11 protein-coding genes are annotated in these 13,802 nt (G+C 64.1%); 8 read left to right on the top strand and 3 right to left on the bottom strand.

Annotated features, from left to right (window positions below; genetic code table 11):
- The first annotated feature begins 30 nt into the window (after positions 1-30).
- Positions 31-501 carry a MarR family winged helix-turn-helix transcriptional regulator gene (locus NFJ07_RS06615; RefSeq protein ID WP_269993317.1) on the top strand — a complete coding sequence of 157 codons (471 nt, stop codon included), beginning with the start codon at positions 31-33 and terminating at the stop codon, positions 499-501.
- 85 nt (positions 502-586) lie between these two features.
- Here NFJ07_RS06615 and NFJ07_RS06610 read toward each other — a convergent pair whose 3' ends face one another.
- A complete protein-coding gene (locus tag NFJ07_RS06610; RefSeq protein ID WP_269993316.1) occupies positions 587-2,002 on the bottom strand; it encodes an NAD(P)H-quinone dehydrogenase in 1,416 nt (471 codons plus the stop codon).
- 127 nt (positions 2,003-2,129) lie between these two features.
- Here NFJ07_RS06610 and NFJ07_RS06605 point away from each other — a divergent pair, with 127 nt between their 5' ends.
- The 3 genes from NFJ07_RS06605 (at position 2,130) to NFJ07_RS06595 (ending at position 4,520) form a co-directional block, all read left to right on the top strand.
- Positions 2,130-2,948 (top strand): purine-nucleoside phosphorylase, encoded by an 819-nt coding sequence (locus NFJ07_RS06605; protein ID WP_269993315.1) that lies wholly within the window; start codon positions 2,130-2,132, stop codon positions 2,946-2,948.
- Between the two features lie 108 nt (positions 2,949-3,056).
- Complete coding sequence (locus NFJ07_RS06600) at positions 3,057-3,659, top strand: hypothetical protein (protein ID WP_269993314.1); 603 nt, start codon at positions 3,057-3,059, stop codon at positions 3,657-3,659.
- A gap of 117 nt (positions 3,660-3,776) precedes the next feature.
- Positions 3,777-4,520, top strand: a complete 744-nt coding sequence (locus NFJ07_RS06595) for a YcnI family copper-binding membrane protein (protein ID WP_269993313.1) — start codon at positions 3,777-3,779, stop codon at positions 4,518-4,520.
- Between the two features lie 63 nt (positions 4,521-4,583).
- On the opposite strand, the gene NFJ07_RS06590 is transcribed toward NFJ07_RS06595, so the two are convergent.
- Entirely contained in the window at positions 4,584-4,847 is a 264-nt protein-coding gene (locus NFJ07_RS06590; protein WP_269993312.1) for a hypothetical protein, read from the bottom strand.
- A gap of 385 nt (positions 4,848-5,232) precedes the next feature.
- Here NFJ07_RS06590 and NFJ07_RS06585 point away from each other — a divergent pair, with 385 nt between their 5' ends.
- The 3 genes from NFJ07_RS06585 (at position 5,233) to NFJ07_RS06575 (ending at position 10,519) form a co-directional block, all read left to right on the top strand.
- The gene (locus NFJ07_RS06585) at positions 5,233-6,837 is read left to right on the top strand and encodes a glycoside hydrolase family 68 protein (protein ID WP_269993311.1); all 1,605 of its coding nucleotides are present in this window, start codon (positions 5,233-5,235) and stop codon (positions 6,835-6,837) included.
- 106 nt (positions 6,838-6,943) lie between these two features.
- Positions 6,944-8,617, top strand: a complete 1,674-nt coding sequence (locus NFJ07_RS06580; RefSeq protein WP_269993310.1) for a glycoside hydrolase family 32 protein — start codon at positions 6,944-6,946, stop codon at positions 8,615-8,617.
- A gap of 153 nt (positions 8,618-8,770) precedes the next feature.
- Positions 8,771-10,519 carry a phospho-sugar mutase gene (locus tag NFJ07_RS06575; protein ID WP_269993309.1) on the top strand — a complete coding sequence of 583 codons (1,749 nt, stop codon included), beginning with the start codon at positions 8,771-8,773 and terminating at the stop codon, positions 10,517-10,519.
- A gap of 1 nt (position 10,520) precedes the next feature.
- Here the strand turns inward: NFJ07_RS06575 and nirD are convergent, their stop codons facing one another.
- On the bottom strand, positions 10,521-10,892 hold the full coding sequence (gene nirD / locus NFJ07_RS06570; RefSeq protein WP_269993308.1) for a nitrite reductase small subunit NirD: 372 nt from the start codon (positions 10,890-10,892) through the stop codon (positions 10,521-10,523).
- Between the two features lie 280 nt (positions 10,893-11,172).
- Here nirD and nirB point away from each other — a divergent pair, with 280 nt between their 5' ends.
- Complete coding sequence (nirB, locus tag NFJ07_RS06565; protein ID WP_269993307.1) at positions 11,173-13,797, top strand: nitrite reductase large subunit NirB; 2,625 nt, start codon at positions 11,173-11,175, stop codon at positions 13,795-13,797.
- Positions 13,798-13,802: the final 5 nt, after the last annotated feature.

Below are 13,802 nucleotides of genomic sequence, written 5' to 3'. Positions count from 1 at the left end.
ATTTCCAAATCATAAGAAGTTGATGGGTAAATGTCTACTAAATTCGCTGATCGCATGTCGGACGATCCGTCACGTCGAGACCTCGAGCTGGTACTCGGCGTCGAACTCAACGCGCTCCTCAGCGCGTCCCGGGCCCTCACCGAGCGGAGCGCGGCCGCATTCCACCCGGCGCTGCAGCCTGCCGCGTTTCACCTGGCACGCTGGCTATACGCCTATGGCCCCGCGAAGCCCAGCACGCTTGCCGAAGCTGTCGCCATGGACAGGAGCTCCACCAGCAGCCTCATCGGACGCATGAAGAACCTCAAACTGCTCGAGAGCACGCCGGACCCCGATGACAAGAGAGCAGTCATCATCGCGCTGACGCCCGCCGGGGAAGCACAGGTGCGCGAAGCGCTCGACGTTCGCGGAACGACTTTCTTCGAACGCACCGCGCACTGGTCCACTGATGACCTACGCACATTCACCACTCTCCTTCACGCTTTCAACTCCCCTCGCGAATAAGAGGACCGCCAGCGAGTGGCAGGAGCCGGAGACAGCGAAAGGGTCCATCGGCATCGCACCGCTGGACCCTCTCGCTTCAAGAGCTCTACATATGAACGTGCAACCGTCGCGCCGCTTCCGAGATGGACCCGGTCAGCGAGGGGTACACGGTAAAGGTGCTCGCGACGTCGTCGACGTGAAGTTTCTGCTTCACCGCAACAGCGATCGGGAAGATGAGCTCGGAGGCGTTCGGTCCGACGACGACGCCGCCGATCACGGTGCCCGAACCCTTACGCGCGATGATCTTGACGAAGCCGTCCTTGGAGTTGCGCATCTTGGCGCGGGCGTTGCTCAGCAGGGAGAGCATGACCACGTCGCCCTGGTACTTGCCCGATTCGAGGTCGGCCTCGGAGACGCCCACGGAGGCGATCTCCGGTGAAGTGAAAATGTTTGAGGCCACTTGGCGGAGCTTGATCGGCATGACCGCGTCGCCAAGGAAGTGGGCAACCGCGATGCGGCCCTGCATCGCGGCGACCGAGGCGAGGGCCAGGATCCCCGTGCAGTCGCCAGCAGCGTAGATGTTCGGCGCTGTGGTGCGGGAGACGCCGTCCACCTTGATGTGACCGGATTCCGTGACAGCCACGCCCGCCTCTTCCAGCCCGATTCCGGCTGTGTTGGGGATGGAGCCAACACAGACGAGGCAGTGGCTGCCCGAGACGGTGCTGCCATCACCGAGCGTCACCTTCACGCCGGCGTCGGTCCTTTCAACGGCCTCCGCGCGCGAGCGGGACAGAACGCGCACGCCGCGGCGCTTGAAGACACCTTCAAGGACCTGGGCGGCGTCGGTGTCCGAGCCGGGCAGCACCTGGTCGCGGCTCGAAATCAGGGTGACGTTCGAGCCAAGGCCGTTATAGGCCGAAGCGAATTCGGCGCCCGTGACGCCGGAACCGACGACGATCAGGTCTTCCGGAAGTTCCTCGAGGTTATAGATCTGTGCCCAGTTCAGGATGCGCTCACCGTCGGGCTTTGCCGTGGGCAGTTCGCGGGGGTGCGCGCCGACGGCCAAAAGAATGGCGTCGGCCGTGATCGTCTTGACGCCGTCCGAGGTGATGACCTCGATGGTGTGGTTGTCCAGGAGCTTTCCGGAGCCCATCAGAATCTCCACGCCGAGGTGCTCAAGGCCCACCCGGATGTCGTCGGACTGCTCCCGCGCGAGGTGCAGGACGCGGTCGTTGATGTGGCCCAGATCGGCGCGCATGCCCGGTGCTACATCGCTGCCGTCGACGGCGAACTTGACTCCCAGCTCCCCCGCCTCGCCGACGCGGGTCATGAGATCCGCCGTCGCGATCAGGGTTTTGGAGGGTACGACGTCGGTGAGGACGGCTGAGCCGCCGAGCCCGGCGCGCTCGATGAGGGTTACCCGCGCTCCCAGGTGCGCCGCGACCATGGCCGCTTCATATCCGCCTGGACCTCCGCCCAGGATCGCGATTCGTGGTGAGCTGAAGTCAGGATGCATGGTCACAATGTTCAATTGTCACTTATTGCCGGCGGACCTGCCACTAAGCCCCACCTGAGAATGCCTGTGGAGGCCGCTGTCCTGCCCAACAGCGCCCTGTTCAACAGCGCGCACGGCACTGTAGTTTGTACCAGTGAGTAACGCAGAGCTGATCAACACAGACCCATTCGAGGCCGCCAAAGCTGCGGCCGACTACATCGCAGCGGAGACCGGCGTCGAATCCCACGACGTCGCGCTCGTGCTCGGCTCAGGCTGGGGCGCGGCTGCGGATCTCATAGGCGAAACGACGGCGACCCTCACGGCGTCGGAAGTTCCCGGCTTCCACGCTCCTGCCGTTGAGGGGCATGTGGGAACCATCCGCTCGGTCCTGACGAAGGAGGGCAAGCGGGCCCTCGTCCTGGGTGCGCGTACCCACTACTACGAAGGCAAAGGCGTTCGCGCAGTGGTCCACGGCGTGCGTACGGCTGCGGCAGCAGGATGCAAGACGCTGGTGGTGACGAACGGCTGCGGCGGCTTGAACGAGGCCTGGACCCCCGGCACTCCCGTGCTGATCAGTGACCACATCAACCTGACGGCGGCTTCTCCCCTTGAAGGCGCCACATTCGTCGACCTCACGGACCTGTACTCCTCGCGCATCCGCGGCCTGGCCCGCGAAGTGGATCCCACGCTTGACGAAGGCGTCTACGCCCAGTTCACCGGCCCGCACTACGAAACTCCGGCCGAGGTCCAATACGCCAAGCGAATCGGCGCGGACCTGGTGGGCATGTCCACCGCTTTGGAAGCCATCGCCGGCCGGCACGCAGGCATGGAGGTCTTCGGCATCTCCCTGGTGACCAACCTGGCCGCAGGCATCAGCCCGGTACCGCTCAGCCACCAGGAAGTCATCGAGGCGGGCCAGACGGCGAGTGCACGCATTTCGCGCCTCCTGGCGGACATCATCGCCAAGCTTTGATGCAGTACCCGGGAAGTCGAGGCTCTTCGGCAATTCCGGCGTCGGCGGCACCAATAGAATTTGAGTGATTCTCCGCCATAGCGCTCGAACCGGAAAGGACCGCTGATCATGACATCCGCGCCTTTCCGGTTCTTGCGAACAGGCCTGATCGGTTCAATCATTCTGGGCTTGGCCGCGGGTGGGCACCTGGCCGGTGGCGGTAGCCTTCCGGCACCGGCCATTCTGACGGCGCTCTGTGCCCTGACAATCCTCCCGGTCGCCATCCTGACGCGCGCCCGGCTTTCGCTGCCCGTCCTCGCGGGAATGCTGGGGGCCGGGCAGCTCTGCCTTCACTGGGCGTTCTGCGCCCTGTCTGGGGCTTCCACCGCGGCGCCGCTGCAGTCCGGGCATGCTGGACATGTTCCTTTGGTGCCAGCCTCCGAAACCGTAGGCGCCATCGCCTCAATCCGCGACGCGGCAAGCGACTGGCAAATGCTCGCGGCGCACACAGTCGCCACCTTGGGCACGGCTCTGGTCCTCGCGCGCGGCGAACAAGCGCTATGGGCACTGGCAGCGTGGCTGCGCCCGTTGGTCCAATTGCCCGCTCCAACAACGATTCAGCCGCTTCGCACCCCCGCCCCTTGCCCGACCCCGACCGTGCGTCCCCGCGGCCTTCCCGGCCTTCGGCTTCCCTCCCGGCGCGGTCCGCCGGCCCTGGTGCCCGCCGCCTGAGACTCTCCCCTTTCACATACGGGCAGGGACAGGCGGCAACTCGCTGCCTTCACCGGTCCGGACCTACGTCCGCCCCGGTACCTGACCGCTTTTCCTTTGTGAAAGGGCACCATTGCCATGAAGACCTCCCACCGCCGTACCCTCAAAACCGCCTGCGCCGCCACGATGGCCGCCGGGCTGCTCGCCTTCGGCGTCTCAGCCGCCTCCGCACACGTCAATGTCAATCCGGACGACCCGGCAGCGGGCGGCTACACCCACCTCACCTTCAACGTCCCCAACGAGTCCCCGACGGCCAAGACCAACAAGCTCGAAGTCTCACTCCCCACCGACACACCTTTCAACTCGGTGTCCGTGAAACCGGTCGAGGGCTGGACAGCCGAGCTCGTCACCACCACCCTGCCAAAACCCGTCACGGTCGCAGGGGCAACGGTGACCAAAGCGATCAGTTCGGTCGTCTGGACCGCGGACGCCGCACACCAGATCGGGCAGAACGAATACCAGGCGTTCTCGATCTCCGTGGGTGTCCTGCCCGACGCCGGCACCACCGTAACGCTGCCAGCGACCCAAACGTACACCGACGGCACGGTAGTGAAGTGGGACGAGAAGACCGTCGAGGGACAACCCGAGCCGGAACACCCGGCCCCCTCGTTCGTGACCACCGCCAGTGATGCAGCCGCATCGGCGGCTCCCACGTCCTCCCCGTCCTCCCCGTCCGTGACCCCGGCACCGTCAGCTGCGGCGTCGACGACATCCAACGATTCAGGATCCACGGCCGGTTGGTTCGGCCTCGCGGCCGGCCTCATCGGCCTGGCCGCGGGCGTCACCGCCCTGGTGCGATCCCGCCCCACGAAGGCCAAATAGCGCCACCACGCACAACCGAACTGCCCGCGCCGGAATCCGGTGCGGGCAGTTTTGCATCACCCGTCAGGGCCAGTTCACGTACCTCCGGATCCAGCCCGAGCGGCGTTCCGCCGGGAGCCCGTCGGATTCTGCTGGATCATTCTGTCCGTCGCAGGCTGCGGCCGCGAGATTCCGGAGCGCCACAGTTTGTCCATTCGAATGAATGAGCAAAATCCGACGCGACGCCGCTGAAGCGAGATGGTAGGAGCGGTCCACGGTTTGCCGGCCAGTCTTGCCGCCACGAAGACCGCCAGTGACAGACGTCGTCACGGCAATTTTCCGACTCATGTCAAGTCAATTCGCCCCAGCGTTAATGGCGTGTGAACTTTTTAAATAAATCTGATTTATTCAGAAATATTTGACCCGCCACGCTTTCCATGGCACGCGCGCGGTGTAAAAATGTAAACGCTTGCGCATATATGTCTGACATGTGGCCGATAGGCTCCCAGCCCTCTCGAAACATGGTTTGCAACCGCATCCAGCGCACGTCAAGCTTTGATCGGTCCCGGCAAGTCGACGTGCCAGGACCGCAGGATGGGGGCTTCCTAGAATCCCCCATCCACCCGACACGATGGCGTTCCTGACGACGCCATTGGTGTTACCGGGAACGCCGGAGTGCGGACCAGGGCTTGCGCCCATTCCACGTAGTCCAACCTCCGCGAGAAGAGCAAGCATGAAATCTCACTCAAACCCCAACAGGCCACGCCGACGCCTGCGGTCGGTAGCCGCTTTTGCGGCCGCCGCCAGTGTGGCCGCCACGGTGCTCATGGCATCCCCGGCAGCACAGGCGAACCTGCCTGCCGACAAGCCGGCCACCACAATGCCGGCCCCGACGCCGGGATTCCCGTTGCCGACGGTCCACACGCAGGATGCATTTGATCCCGCAGCAAACTTCACGTCCAAGTGGACGCGGGCGGATGCCAAGCAGATCATGGCCCAGAGCAACCCGAACGTGACCGCCGGCCAGGACTCCATGAGCCCCAACGTCACCATGCCGGAGATTCCCAAGGACTTCCCGGCCATGAACGACGACGTGTGGGTCTGGGACACCTGGTCCCTGACCGACCAGAATGCCAACCAGATCAGCTACAAGGGCTGGGACGTCATCTTCTCCCTCGTCGCCGACCGCCACGCGGGCTACGGCTTCGACCAGCGCCACTGGAACGCCCGCATCGGCTACTTCTTCCGCAAGACCAACGCAGACCCCGCCAAGGACAAGTGGAACTACGGCGGGCACTTGTTCCTGGACAACACTTCCATCGGCAACACCGAATGGTCCGGATCCACACGCCTCATGCAGGGTGACCACGTCAATGTGTTCTACACGGCCACCACGTTCTACGACCGTGCAGAGCGCAACGCGGGCGGCGGCGGGATCGCTCCGGACGCAGTCATCGCCAAGGCCCTCGGCAATATCCACGCCGACAAGAACGGCGTGACCTTCGACGGCTTCCAGCACACCAAGCTGCTCGAGCCGGACGGCAAGCTGTACCAGACCAAGGCCCAGAACGCCGGTTTTGCCTTCCGTGACCCGTACACCTTCGAGGACCCGGCCCACCCCGGCCAGACCTTCATGGTCTTCGAAGGCAACACCGCCGGAAACCGCGGCTCCTACAAGTGCACCGATGCTGATCTTGGTTACCAGCAAGGCGATCCCCACGCCGAGAACACCAACACGGTCAACACCACCACTGGTTCCTGGTTCCAGACGGCGAGCGTCGGCCTGGCCGTCGCGGACAACAAGGACTTGACCCAGTGGCACTTCCTGCCGCCGATCCTGTCCGCCAACTGTGTCAACGACCAGACTGAGCGCCCACAGATCTTCATCCAGAATGAAAACGGCAAGAACAAGTACTACCTGTTCACCATCAGCCACCAGTTCACCTACGCCGACGGCATGCGTGGTCCCGACGGCGTCTACGGCTTTGTCGGCAACGGTGTCCGTTCGGACTTCCAGCCCGTGAACAACTCGGGACTCGCGCTCGGCTCGCCGACCGACCTGAACCTCCCGGCGAACAACCCGAGCGGCACCCAGTCGGCGCAGCAGAACGGCCGTCAGTTCCAGGCCTACTCGCACTACGTGCAGCCGGGCGGCCTGGTGCAGTCATTCATCGACAACGTTGACGGAGTCCGTGGAGGGTCCCTCTCCCCCACGGTAAAGATCAACTTCGCCGGTGGCGTGACGCAGGTTGACCGCAGCTTCGGCAAGAACGGCCTCGGCCCGTTCGGCTACCTCCCCACCAACGTGCGCGTCGGCGGGGAAGGCCTCTACAAGTAGGCCACAGTCAAAACCAGCCGGGCAGGGAGAGGATTTGCTGCCTGCCCGGCAATTATGGGGCGCCCGGTTCACCCCGGGCGCCCCGCTCCACAACCCAGGAAGTCCCATGCTCCACTCTCCCCAGCGCCCGTCCCGGCCCGCCCGCAAGGCGGCACTCGCCGTCGTCGCCGTCGTTCTGGCAATGTTCGCGAGCTCCTGTACCCCGACGCCGGACGCCTCGCCGTCCGCGGCGAACCTACCGTCCGCCGGCGGCACCGCCGTCGGAATGGCTGGCCCGGCGCCGTCCGAATCGGACCCGTGGCGGCCTGCCGCGCACCTGACTGCCTCGCAAAACTGGATCAACGATCCCAACGGGCTTGTCTACGAAAACGGCACGTATCACGCGTTCTACCAGCACAATCCGCACGGCAACTTCTGGGGAGATATGTCGTGGGGCCACTCCACCAGCACCGATCTGGTGCACTGGACCCAGCAGCCGGTGGCATTGGAAGGCTCCGCTAGTGAGGAGATCTTTTCCGGCGCCATCGTTCCGGACACCAAGAACGCCTCCGGCCTGGGCACCGCTGAAAACCCACCTCTGGTGGCCGTCTACACCAGCTCATACGGCGACGGCGGGGCTCTGCCAAAGGGTAGCCAGGCCCAGTCCGTGGCCTACAGCCTGGACCATGGGAAGTCCTGGACCAAGTACAAGGGCAACCCGGTGCTCAGCCTGCAGCCGGCGTCGAACAACTTCCGGGATCCCAAGATCACCTGGTACGAGCCCGGTAAATACTGGGTCATGACCACGGTGGTAGCTGACGCCCAAGTGGTGAAACTCTTCAAATCCACGGACTTGCTGCACTGGAATTTCCTTAGCGACTTCTCGGGAGTAGGCGCCCAGGGCGGCCTCTGGGAAGTTCCCGAGTTGCTCCAGATAGACGTCGACGGCGGCAGCGGGCTGAAGAAGTGGGTCATGATCCTGAGCATCAACCCCGGAGGCATCGCGGGAGGCTCCGGCATGCAGTACTTCGTTGGCGATTTCGACGGCACACGGTTCACGGCAGAAAACGCGGCAAAGCCGGGTGACCCTCTGACGGAGTCGCAATGGCTTGACCACGGAGCGGACTTCTACGCGGCCAACACCATCACAGCGGCTCCTGGTGGAAAGCCGGTACTGCTCGGCTGGATGGGGAATTGGGACTATGCGCAGTCCGTCCCAAGCACCCCGTGGCGCGGATCCATGGCCATCCCCCGCCAACTCACTCTCGTAGCTACGGGAAGCCGCTTCGAGCTCCGTTCGACCATCGCCCAGGCTGCCGCGGATGCCCTCACGAACACCAAGACCAGTGAAGTACATGGCAAAAACCTCACCGTCACCGACTCCATGGAATCCCTCGGCAGCGACTTTGGGTCCCGAACCCAGCTGATCGACGCCGAATTGGACGTTGCGGACTCCACGGACGCCGGCATTGTGTTGCGGGGTTCGGCGGACGGGAAGGCCAGCCTCCGGATCTCGTACAACCGCGCAAGCCAAACCCTGAAAGTGGACCGCTCCGCGGCCGGAACCTCCAACTTCTCGCCGAAATTCAGCCCCTACCACCAAGCCTCCGTGCCCATGAAGGACGGCAAGGTCCGTCTCCGCATACTCCTTGATTCCTCGTCCGTGGAGGTCTTCACACAAGACGGTTCGGTAGTCATCTCGGACATCTTCTTCCCGCAGTGGGACAACACTGCTGCCGCAGCCTTCAGCGCGGGCGGCGCGGCGAGCTTCGTACTCACCAGCACGCGGATGCAACCCTGACGCCCAGCAGCCCAACTAACTCGCATTAGTTGTCGTTTAGACGCCTCATAACGACAACTAATGCGAGTCAGTTGGGGTGGAGTGGCCATACTGTGACGGCTGACATAGGCCTTGACCTCGGCATTCATTCTCTTTGACGATAGCTTTATCCCTATGACATCGAGCGATGCCGAATTTGAAAAGCTGATATCCGACGCCGGCGAGTGGGCGGCCCAGGACCCGGACCCGGTCACTGCAGCAGCACTGTCCGAACTGATCGGACTCGCTTCCATGGGCGTCGCTGCAGCCCGTCAACAGCTTGAAGACAGTTTCAACGGAACGCTGCAGTTCGGTACCGCGGGACTCCGAGCCGCCCTCGGTCCCGGTCCCAACAGGATGAACCGCATGGTGGTGCGGCGGACAGCAGCAGGTCTGGCGGCCTTCCTCAAGGACGCCGTTGAGGCAGCTTCCCCCGGAACCCGGCCGCGCGCCGTCGTCGGCTATGACGCGAGGCACAACTCGGACGTCTTCGCACTCGAATCTGCCGCCATCTTCACGGCCGCAGGAATCGAAACCTTCCTGATGCCTTCGGCGCTTCCGACCCCACTACTGGCTTACGCGGTCCGTTCCCTGGATTGCGACGGCGGTGTCATGGTCACAGCGAGCCACAACCCGCCGCAGGACAACGGATACAAGGTGTACCTGGGCGGCCGTGCCGTGGAGGAAAGCGGCCGGGGGTCCCAGATCGTGGCACCCTACGATTCGCAGATCGCAGCAAGCATCGAAGCCGTGGGGCCTTTGGACTCCATCGAACTGGCTGAATCCGGCTGGACTGAGCTGCCGCGCACCATCACCGGCGAGTATGAGGCCGCGATGGCCGGCCTGGCCGACGTCGAAAACTTCCCGGCCCGTGAGCTGAAGATCGTTTTGACCCCCATGCATGGCGTGGGTGGTGAGACTGCGGTGTCGGTACTCAATGCGGCGGGCTTCATGGACGTCTCGCTCGTGGAAGAGCAAGCAGCGCCGGATCCGGACTTTCCCACGGTCAGTTTCCCCAACCCGGAAGAGCCCGGCGCACTGGACCTGGCTTTGGCAGCAGCTGCACGCTTGGGTGCCGACATCGTGCTAGCCAACGACCCCGACGCCGACCGCGCGGCTGTAGCGGCGCAGGATCCCGATACAGGTGCTTGGCGGATGTTGCGGGGCGACGAAGTAGGCGCCCTCCTTGGGGCACATGTGGTGGCCCGCCACGCCGCCGACGTTCGGCAAAGCGACGCGACCCGGGGCGTTTTTGCCAATTCAATCGTCTCGTCCCGATTGCTCTCCCGCATCGCAGCGGCGGCTGGCTTCGCCCATGAGGAAACGCTGACCGGATTCAAGTGGATTTCCCGCGTGCCCGGACTCGTCTACGGCTACGAGGAAGCTTTGGGCTACTGCGTTGCGCCCGAACTCGTCAGGGACAAGGATGGCATTTCCGCTTCCTTGCTCATCGCCGAACTGGCGGCGGCGGCCAAGGCCGAAGGAAAGACGATCTTCGACACCTTGGACGAGATCTACCTGGTGCACGGCCTGCATGCGAGTGACCAACTCAGCATCCGTGTGGCGGACCTTGGATTGCTGGACGCCATGATGAACCGGCTCCGGGCCGATCCGCCGGAGTCCTTTGGCGGTTCCGCCATCGAGACCTTTGTGGATTTGGCCGAGGGAAGCGAACAACTTCCGCCAACGGACGGCCTCCTCTACCTGACCAAGGACCTAAGCCGCGTCATCATCCGGCCCAGTGGCACCGAGCCAAAGCTCAAGTGCTACCTGGAGGTCATCAAGTCGGTCGGTTCCGCGGCGGAACTCGCAGAAACCCGGCACGCCGCGCGGACCACTTTGGACCACATACTCGCCGACGTCCGCGAGGCCCTGGGCCTCTGAGCTAGACCTCGACTTCGATGAAGCCGTCAACCATGCGGGTCTTGAATGCCGGGAGCCGGAGCCCGGGGTTGGAATAGCACTCACCGGTCTGCAGGTCGTAGACCTCCTTGTGCAACGGCGAAGCGATAGTGGGGCGTGATCCCCGGGAACCGGTGATGCCGCGGGCCATGACGTTGGCCAAGGTTGCAGGGTCCTGCTGGGCAACTGCGTAGACATTTTCGGCGTCGACGCGGAAGAGCGCCACCTGCACACCGTCGATCAACGCTGCCTCGCCCCAAGCCGGTTCCAGCTCGTCCAATGGGCATACACGGTGCCAGCCGGACGCCGTCGGCGCGCTCATCAGTTGTTCTTCCCGTTCCAGAATGACGGTCATGTCAACCCCTCTCGCTATGCCTGCGGCCGGACAAATGCTGTCCTTTCCTTTCAGGCGTTGGCCGCCAGGCGGCCATACCTTCAAGGTAGGCGGGGAGTGTTTCACTGGAATGCAGTCAATGTGTCCGGTGCGTAAAAGAGACCTCACACGCCCCGACATCCAATCGTGACCCAGAAGTTAAGACCACGAAACAAAAGGGAAACTGAAGAGAAACTGCCCGTCCGTAGTCTGAAGTGACAAGTTGCGGAGCACGTTCTGCGGCGTATGCGAAAGGCCACCAGTGACCGGACACACTTCCACCCCAGAAAACCAGCGCCGTATTGTTGTCGCCGGCGGGGGCCCTGCGGCCCACCGTTTTGCCGATGCCATGCATACCCGCGGTCTCGAGGGCTGGCACGTCACGGTCCTGACCGAGGAAGAGCACGTTCCGTATGACCGGGTCACGCTGAGCAAGGCGCTGACCGATGTGGACTATGACCTCACCTTGGGCGACATGTCCATGTGGGACCACGATTCCCTGCATCTGCGCACTGGCGAGCGGGTCGTCAAGATCAACCCCGAAGCCAAGTCCGTGGAAACGGCGGCCGGCAATAGCTACGACTACGACCACCTGGTGGTGGCCACCGGCTCGGACGCGGCAGAGCTCCCCTTTCCCGGCGGCGAGCTCGCGCATGTCTACCGCACCCTCGACGACGTCTGGGCCATCAACAAGGCCATTGCCGAACTGACGGAGAAGCTGGGCCGGACCGTCAAGACCGTGACTATCGGCGGCGGTCTCCTCGGCTTGGAAGCAGCAGCCGGCACCATGGAGTTGGGCGCGCAGGCCACCGTCATCAACGGTTCACGCTGGCTCATGAACGCCCAGCTGGACGAGGGCGCCGGCCAGGCACTGGGCCGGCTGGTCGCTGCCAAGGGACTCGAAGTCCTTACGGGAACCTACCCCGCCGAAGTATTGTCCGACGACGACGGCCAGGTCACCGGCGTCCTCATGAAGGACGGGCGCATCATCCCCGCCGACATGGTCGTCGCGTCGATCGGCATCCGCCCCCGCGATGAGCTGTTCCGCGCTGCGGAAGGCGACGCGGACGGCGGAAACCAGCTGTTCGAACTCGGCAAGAAGGGCGGCGTGGTCATCAATGACCACTGCGCCACCCCGGTCCCCGGTATTTGGGCCATCGGTGAAGTCGCGAACTTCGAGGGCATGTGCCTGGGGCTCGTGGCCCCGGCGAACACGATGGCCGAGATCGTTGCCGACCGCCTGCACGGCGGCCAGGCCACGTTCCCGGGCTTCGACACCGCCACGAAGCTCAAGCTCTCCGGCGTGGACGTGGCCAGCTTCGGTGACGCGTTCGCCACAACCGAGCACTCCCTGGAAATCGTCTACGCCGACCCCGCCCGTGGCGTCTACCAGAAAATCGTCACCACTGACGACGCCAAGACCCTGCTCGGCGGGATCTTCGTCGGCGACGCCACCCCCTACATGAGCCTGCGCCCCCTCCTCGGACGCGAACTCCCCGCCGAACCCGGCGCCTACCTCACCGCCGCCGGCGGCGACGCCCCCGAAACCGAACTGCCCGACGACGCGATCCTGTGCTCCTGCAACAACGTCCCCGCCGGAAACATCCGCGATGCCATCAACGGCTGCGGTTCCTGCGAGGGCAACGCCCCCGTCCGGGAACTCGGCGAGCTGAAGACATGCTCCCGGGCGGGCACCCAGTGCGGCTCCTGCGTCCCGATGCTCAAGAAACTCCTCGAAGGCGAGCTGAAGAAGTCCGGCATCGAAGTCTCCAAGGCCCTCTGCGAGCACTTCAGCCTCTCCCGCCAGGAACTCTTTGACGCCATCCGCGTCCTGGAACTGGACTCCTTCGAAGACATCCTGGCCAAATACGGCACCGGCGCCGGCTGCGACATTTGCAAACCCACCATCGCCTCCATACTGGCCAGCCAAAACAGCGAATACGTCCTGGGCGCCGGGCGCGGCACCCTGCAGGACACCAACGACCGCGCCCTGGCCAACATGCAAAAGGACGGCACCTACTCCGTGGTCCCGCGCATCGCCGGCGGTGAAATCACGCCGAAGGGCCTGGGCGTCATTGCCGCCGTCGCGGAGAAGTACGGTCTCTACACGAAGATCACGGGCGGGCAGCGCATCGACATGTTCGGCGCCCGCCTCGAACAACTCCCGGAGATCTGGAAGGAACTCGTCGACGCCGGCTTCGAATCCGGACAGGCCTACGGCAAGAGCCTGCGCACCGTGAAATCCTGCGTGGGATCCACCTGGTGCCGCTTCGGCGTCCAGGACTCCGTCGCCATGGCCATCAACCTGGAACTGCGTTACCGCGGCCTGCGCAGCCCGCACAAACTCAAAATGGGCGTCTCCGGCTGCGCCCGCGAATGCGCAGAAGCCCGCGGCAAGGACGTCGGCGTCATCGCCACCGACAAAGGCTGGAACCTTTACGTCGGCGGCAACGGCGGTTTCCTGCCCGCCCACGCGCAACTCCTCGCCCAGGACCTGGACGACGACACCCTGATCAAATACATCGACCGCTACCTCATGTACTACATCCGCACCGCCGACCGGCTCCAACGCACCGCGCGCTGGCAGGAAGAACTCGAAGGCGGCCTCAAACACATCGAAGACGTCATTGTCCACGATTCCCTCGGCATCGCCACCGACCTCGAAGCCGCAATGGCCCGCCACATCGACACCTACCAGGACGAATGGGCCGAAACCCTCAAGGACCCTGAACGCCTGCGCCGCTTCCGCTCCTTCGTCAACGCCCCCGACCAGAAGGACGAAGCCATCACCTTCGTCCCCGAACGCGGCCAAATCCGCCCCGCCACCAACGAGGAAAAAGGCGGCGTCCTCATCGCCAGCACGATCCCCGTCCGCGGCCAGGAATAAGGAGC

Origin of the sequence: Arthrobacter sp. B2a2-09 (assembly GCF_027587375.1) — a bacterium.
In the GTDB taxonomy this organism is placed as follows: Bacteria; Actinomycetota; Actinomycetes; order Actinomycetales; family Micrococcaceae; genus Arthrobacter.
Note: the sequence above shows the minus strand (reverse complement) of the source record. Positions and strands in the feature narration are given on the sequence as shown.